The sequence below is a fragment of the Roseivirga sp. UBA1976 genome (assembly GCF_002336325.1).
GTDB classification, from domain to species: Bacteria; Bacteroidota; Bacteroidia; order Cytophagales; family Cyclobacteriaceae; genus Roseivirga; species Roseivirga thermotolerans.
Window position 1 is genome coordinate 35,962 of sequence record NZ_DDDQ01000076.1, and the last position, 6,398, is coordinate 42,359.

The following is a 6,398-nucleotide window of genomic DNA, read 5'->3' on the forward strand; positions in this document are numbered from 1 at the left end:
GTATCAGATAATCCAGGCTAAACACCGAGCAACAGTCTGGTTGGGTCTTCCAACAATTCCTTCACTCTTACAAGGAAGCTCACTGACTCACGACCATCAATGATTCTGTGATCATAAGAAAGAGCTACATACATAATAGGTAGGATTTTTACCTCGCCATTAACCGCCATGGGCCGCTCCACAATGTTGTGCATACCAAGTATGGCCGACTGAGGAGCATTAATGATTGGAGTAGATAGCATAGAGCCAAAGATTCCTCCATTGGTAATGGTAAAGGTTCCTCCGGTCATTTCATCGATAGTAAGCTTATTGTCACGGGCTTTGGTAGCTAATCTTACCACTTCTTTTTCTATCTGGTCAAAGCTTAAGGTTTCTGCATTTCTTATAACAGGAACCATCAATCCTTTTGGAGCCGATACGGCAATGGAAACGTCTACGTAGTCGTGGTAAACTATTTCATCGCCATTAATTTGAGCGTTTACGGCAGGCCATTCTTTCAGGGCCATCGTAACGGCTTTGGTGAAGAAAGACATAAAGCCAAGGTTTACCTCATACTTTTCCTTGAACTTCTCCTTGTATTGCTTTCTCAAATCCATAATGGGCTTCATGTTCACCTCGTTGAAGGTGGTGAGCATAGCGGTTTCGTTTTTCACAGAAACCAGCCTTCTGGAAACCGTCTTTCTTAGCGAAGACATTTTTTCCCTTCTTTCTCCTCTTCCTTCAGTGCTATGGGCAATGCTGGTAGAAGTACCGGCTGTGCTTGGTTGCTTCGGAGCTTCTTTGGAAGGAGCTTTGGCGTTTTCTGCGTCTTCTTTGGTAATACGGCCGTCTTTACCGGTGCCTTTAATTTGAGAGGCATCGAGGCCTCTTTCGGCAATAATCTTGGCAGCTGCCGGAGAAGCATGACCAGTGGCATAACTTTCTTTAGAAGGTGCTCCAGATTGATTTGCTGAACTGTTTTCCTGGCTGTCTTTATTTCCGGAAGAACTAGCCGGAGCTCCCCCTTCAGTTACTTCTATTTTGCAAATGAGTGCGCCAATTTCCAGTGTAGAGCCTTCCTCTGCAACTATTCTTAAAATACCATTGGCTTCGGCCGGAAGCTCAAAAGTGGCTTTGTCTGAATCAACTTCAGCAATTACTTCATCAAGCTCCACATAGTCTCCATCACTCTTAAGCCAACTGGAGATGGTTACTTCTGTAATGGATTCTCCAACGGTTGGTACCGTCATTTCCTTTATTTCTCCGGTAGATTTTGGTCCTGCGGAAGAATCCTGAGCCTGAGAAGATGAACCAGAGGTCTCTTCTTTAGAAGAGCTGCTGCTATTTCCCTGGGCTTCTGTGTCAATCAGGCAAACCACCTCTCCGATTTCAAGGGTAGCTCCTTCTTCGGCTTTGATGGTTAGTTTACCCGCTGCTTCCGCATTCAGTTCGAAAGTAGCTTTGTCTGATTCCAGTTCGCAGATGACTTCGTCCATTTCTACAAAGTCTCCATCCTTTTTAAACCATTGTGCAATGGTTACTTCTGTGATCGATTCGCCAACGGCAGGAATTTTTATTTCCAAACTCATGATGCTAATATTTTATGCGAAAGCTTTGTCTAAAATTTGTTCTTGTTCTTGTGCGTGTACTTTGGCAAAGCCGGTTGCTGGTGAAGCACTGGCCTTGCGAGAAATAAGCTTAAAGCTTCTTTCCGGGTAAATGCGTTGAATGTAGTTCCAATAGCCCATGTTCTCGGGCTCTTCTTGCAACCACACAAACTCCTTGGCTTTGTTGTACTGGTTCAACAGTTCTTCTACCTGAGTTTTTGGGAATGGATGCAGTTGTTCTATTCGAATAAGCGCTACATCTTTGGTTTTATCTTTTTCCCTTCTTTCCAGCAGATCGTAATAGACTTTTCCGCTACAAAGCACAACTTTTCGGGCAGATGCAGCTTTTACTTCAGGGTCGCCAATTACTTCTTTGAACCTTCCTGTGCTAAACTCTTCTAATGGGGAGATAGCTTTAGGATGTCTCAACAAAGACTTGGGAGACATAACCACCAATGGTTTTCTAAAGTCCCAGGTAAGTTGTCGTCTTAAAGCGTGGAAGAAATTGGAAGGAGTGGTAATGTTGGCCACTATCATGTTATACTCTGCACAAAGCTGCAAATAGCGCTCGGGGCGAGCATTAGAGTGTTCAGGTCCCTGACCTTCATAGCCATGCGGCAACAGAAGCACCAGTCCGTTCATGCGTTGCCATTTAGACTCTGAGCAAGAAATGAACTGATCGATCATTACCTGAGCCCCATTAGCAAAATCGCCAAATTGGGCTTCCCAAATGGTTAACGCATTTGGGTTGGCCATGGCATAACCAAACTCAAAGCCCATAACACCAAACTCTGAGAGTAGTGAATTATATATTTCAAACTGCTGCTCGGATCCTTCCAGATGATTAAGGCTGTTGTAGGCTTCATTGGTGTTGGCATCGTGCAAAACGGCATGTCTGTGAGAGAAGGTGCCACGCTGAACATCTTGTCCCGTAAGCCTTACAGGCTTGCCATCGAGCATTAAAGTACCGTAAGCCAATAGTTCTCCTCCGGCCCAGTTTACCTGTTTATCTTTGAAGAACATGTCTTTACGTTGCTTCAGCTGTTTTTCAATTTGCTTAATGGGCTTAAAGCCTTTTGGCAACTTGGTGAGTGCTTCGGCAACCTTATTGATCTTAGCCTCTGAAGCTCCGGTTTCCGGTGAAAGATCGAAATCTTCCGGTTTGGATCTCCTAAGGTTTCTCCATTCTTCCTCCAGCGGTTGGTATACATAGGGTAAAGGTTTTTGCTTTACCATATTAAGTCTGTCTTGAAGCAGTTCCCTAAACTCCGCATCCATGGTTTTTGCTAGTTCTGCTTCTACCTCACCCATTTCTATAAGTTTCTTATTGTAGACCTCTCGCGGGTTGGGGTGTTTGCTTATCACATTGTATAGCGAAGGCTGGGTGAATTTGGGCTCGTCACTTTCATTGTGTCCATGTCTGCGGTAGCAAACCATATCCACAAAAATGTCATCGCCAAACTTTTGTCGGTATTCCGTGGCAAACTGTACGCAGAAAACCACTGCTTCAGGATCGTCACCATTTACATGGAGAACCGGGGCATCTATAATTTTAGCTACATCTGTACAGTAAATGCTTGAGCGGGCATCGTCAAAGTCGGTTGTAAACCCAACCTGGTTGTTAATTACAAAGTGAATGGTACCACCGGTTTTGTAGCCATCTAACTGGCTCATCTGCACTACTTCGTACACAATGCCCTGGCCGGCAACAGCCGCATCGCCATGAATTAATACAGGCAATACTTTGGAACGATCGCGGCTGTATTCAGCATCGCCTTTAGCGCGCACAAAACCTTCCACAACCGGGTTTACAGCTTCCAGGTGCGAAGGGTTGGGGGCTAGTTTTATCTCTATGGTGTTTCCGCTTGGGGTATTTACCTGGCTGGAGAATCCCATGTGATATTTTACGTCACCATCGCCCATGGTTAGGTCTGGTGTGGCATTCCCTTCAAACTCATTGAAGATTTGTTCGTAGGTTTTGCCCATAATATTGGCCAAAACGTTTAGCCGCCCGCGGTGAGCCATTCCAATCATCACTTCCTGCACACCCAGTTCGGCTCCTTTGTTAATAATGGCATCTAAGGCGGCTATGGTAGTTTCGCCACCTTCCAACGAAAATCTTTTTTGGCCGAGATATTTTGTGTGAAGGAAGTTTTCGAATACCACCGCTTCATTTAGCTTTTTCAGAATTCGCTTTCGCTGTTCTTTCGATGGCTTAAAGTTTAATGCGTCTTTTTCAATTTTTTCACGAAGCCACTTCAGCTTTTCGGGGTCGCGAACATACATGTATTCAAACCCAACGGTTCCTTCGTAGATGTACTTTAACGATTCGATAATCTTTCGAAGGGGAGCTCGGCCAATACCAATTTCTTCACCACAATTGAACTCTGTATCCAGATCAGCATCGGATAGGCCAAAGTCTTGAAGGTCGAGAATAGGCTTCCTATCTTTTCGCTCCCTTACCGGGTTGGTCTTTGAGCGTAGGTGAGCACGGGTTCTGTAGGCGTGTATCAGGTTGCGAACATTTACCTCCTTGTCTGACACAATGCCAGACGGTGTTGAGCTTTTAGCGGCTTTTTCGCTGCCCGGGAGCATAGGAAATGCCTCTTGAGCAAACTCGAAACCTTCGAAAAACTTCTTCCAGCCCTCATCGACACTCGAAGGGTCTTGTGCATACTGCTGATACAACGATTCTATTGCCTTGGGGTCGGCATTACTGATGTATGAAAATTTATCCATGTGCAGGAAATTACCTCTGAATGCGACAAAGGTACTCTATTCGTTTAGCTATTAAAAACCGTATAAACGGTTTTACGAATTCGATTGATATTGAGTTGTTAACTTACGTTTTGAGTGAGCTTTGTTCATAATTTTCAAGAGCGGTGTGTTTTTATTTAAAAAGCCCTTATCTTTGCAGTCCTTTTTCGGGACGTGTTCCCAATGAAGAAGTGAGGACGTGATCCTCGTAAACCATAAATGTAAAATGGCAGTAAAAATCAGATTGGCCAGAAGAGGCCGTAAGAAAAGAGCAATGTACGATGTAGTCATTGCCGATGCTAGAGCACCACGAGATGGTCGCTTTATTGAGAAAATCGGAACGTATGATCCGAATACTAACCCGGCATCAATCAACTTGGATAACGACAAGGCGTTCCAGTGGTTGATGAACGGAGCTCAACCAACCGATACTGTGAAGGCTATGCTTTCATACAGAGGGTTGATGTTGAAAAAGCACCTTCAAATAGGTGTTATTAAAGGAGCGCTTACTCAGGAAGAAGCTGATAAGAAATTTGAAGCTTGGTTGGCTGAGAAGGACGCTAAAATCCAAGGCAAATCAGACAAGCTTGCTCAGGAGAAAGAAGCAGCCAGAAAAGCTAAGCTGGAAGCTGAAGCCAAAGTAAATGCTGCAAGAGCAGAAGCGTTGGCGGCTAAGAAAGCAGAAGCAGAAGCTGCTGCCAAGGCAGAAGAAGAGGCTACCGAAGAAGCTGAGGCAGAAGTAGAAGCATCGGCCGAGGAGCCTGCTGCTGAAGAAGGCGAGTCTAAGGAATAAGTCCGGCCATGACGCTTGATGATTGCTTTCAGTTGGGTTATATCATCAAACCGCATGGTTTAAAAGGAGAGCTGCAGTTGTTTTTAGATGTGGATTCTCCTTCAGACTACCGAAATTTGGAATCAGTTTTTGTTCGCAAAGGACAACAGCTGGTTCCTTTTTTTATTGAAAGCCTTCAGGTGGGGCCTACCAAAGCCATAGTAGCGTTTGAAGACATCGTTTCATTAGAGCAAGCAGAGGAGCTTAGAGGGCTGGAGTTGTATCTTCCTCTTAGTTTTTTACCTGCTGCAGGAGCCAATGAGTTTTACCTGCACGAAATTGAAGGCTTTATAGTAGTTAACCAGGAAGGACAGCCCCTTGGCGCAATAAATAACATTGTGGAAAGTGGGCCTCAGCTGATTTTTGTGATAGAAAATGAGCAAGGAGTAGAAATACTACTGCCCTATCAAAAGCAATTACTAATCCGTATAGATCGGGAGAACAAGGAAATTCACCTGACCGTACCGGAAGGACTGGTAGAGGTATACACCAACCCAACTGATGAGAATTGATATTATCACTTGCTTGCCAAGACTGTTAGACAGTCCTTTTTCGCACTCTATCTTACAGCGTGCTCAGGAAAAGGGCTTGGTAGAAGTGGTGGTTCATGACTTACGCCAATGGGCTACCAATAAGCAAAAGCAGCTCGATGACTACGCCTATGGTGGAGGTGCGGGCATGGTGATGATGATAGAGCCCATTGACCGCTGTATCTCTCAACTGAAGAGCGAAAGGGCCTACGATGAGATTATTTATATGACCCCGGATGGTGCCAGATTAAATCAAGGCATGGCCAACCAGCTTTCACTAAAAAAGAACCTTATTATACTTTGTGGGCATTATAAGGGGGTAGACGAGCGGGTTAGAGAGGCTTTTATTACGCGAGAAGTTAGCATTGGAGACTACGTGTTGTCTGGTGGTGAGTTGGCTGCTGCAGTATTGTCTGATGCCATTATTCGCCTAATACCGGGGGTGTTGTCAGATGAGACCTCCGCTTTAACGGATTCGTTTCAGGATAATCTACTGGCTCCACCTGTATATACCAGGCCGGCAGAGTATAAGGGTATGAAGGTTCCCGAGGTATTACTTAGCGGCCATCAACAAAAAATTGAAGATTGGAGGGCTCAAAAAGCCCTAGAAAGAACCCAGGCAAGAAGGCCTGATTTATTGAATGAATAAATTTTCCCGTAAAAGGCAGATTATCAAAAACTAATCTCTATATT

5 protein-coding genes are annotated in these 6,398 nt (G+C 44.7%); 3 read left to right on the plus strand and 2 right to left on the minus strand.

The annotated features are described in order from the left end of the window. Positions 1 to 17: 17 nt before the first annotated feature. Positions 18 to 1,568: a 2-oxoglutarate dehydrogenase complex dihydrolipoyllysine-residue succinyltransferase gene (gene odhB, locus B3763_RS07645; RefSeq protein ID WP_286745376.1), complete on the minus strand. Its 1,551-nt coding sequence runs from the start codon at positions 1,566 to 1,568 to the stop codon at positions 18 to 20. Positions 1,569 to 1,580: 12 nt separating this feature from the next. After that, the gene (locus tag B3763_RS07650) at positions 1,581 to 4,325 is read right to left on the minus strand and encodes a 2-oxoglutarate dehydrogenase E1 component (protein WP_286745379.1); all 2,745 of its coding nucleotides are present in this window, start codon (positions 4,323 to 4,325) and stop codon (positions 1,581 to 1,583) included. Between the two features lie 244 nt (positions 4,326 to 4,569). Between B3763_RS07650 and B3763_RS07655 the strand changes: the two genes are divergently transcribed. Genes B3763_RS07655 through trmD form a run of 3 tightly spaced genes read left to right on the plus strand, consistent with a single transcriptional unit; the run spans position 4,570 to position 6,354 of the window. Further along, complete coding sequence (locus tag B3763_RS07655; protein WP_189629065.1) at positions 4,570 to 5,136, plus strand: 30S ribosomal protein S16; 567 nt, start codon at positions 4,570 to 4,572, stop codon at positions 5,134 to 5,136. Between the two features lie 8 nt (positions 5,137 to 5,144). Continuing rightward, positions 5,145 to 5,687, plus strand: coding sequence for a ribosome maturation factor RimM (rimM, locus tag B3763_RS07660; protein ID WP_286745382.1), 543 nt, complete (start codon positions 5,145 to 5,147; stop codon positions 5,685 to 5,687). Beyond that, positions 5,677 to 6,354: a tRNA (guanosine(37)-N1)-methyltransferase TrmD gene (trmD, locus tag B3763_RS07665; RefSeq protein WP_189629067.1), complete on the plus strand. Its 678-nt coding sequence runs from the start codon at positions 5,677 to 5,679 to the stop codon at positions 6,352 to 6,354. Before rimM ends, trmD begins: the two co-directional genes overlap by 11 nt. The last annotated feature ends 44 nt before the right edge of the window (positions 6,355 to 6,398 follow it).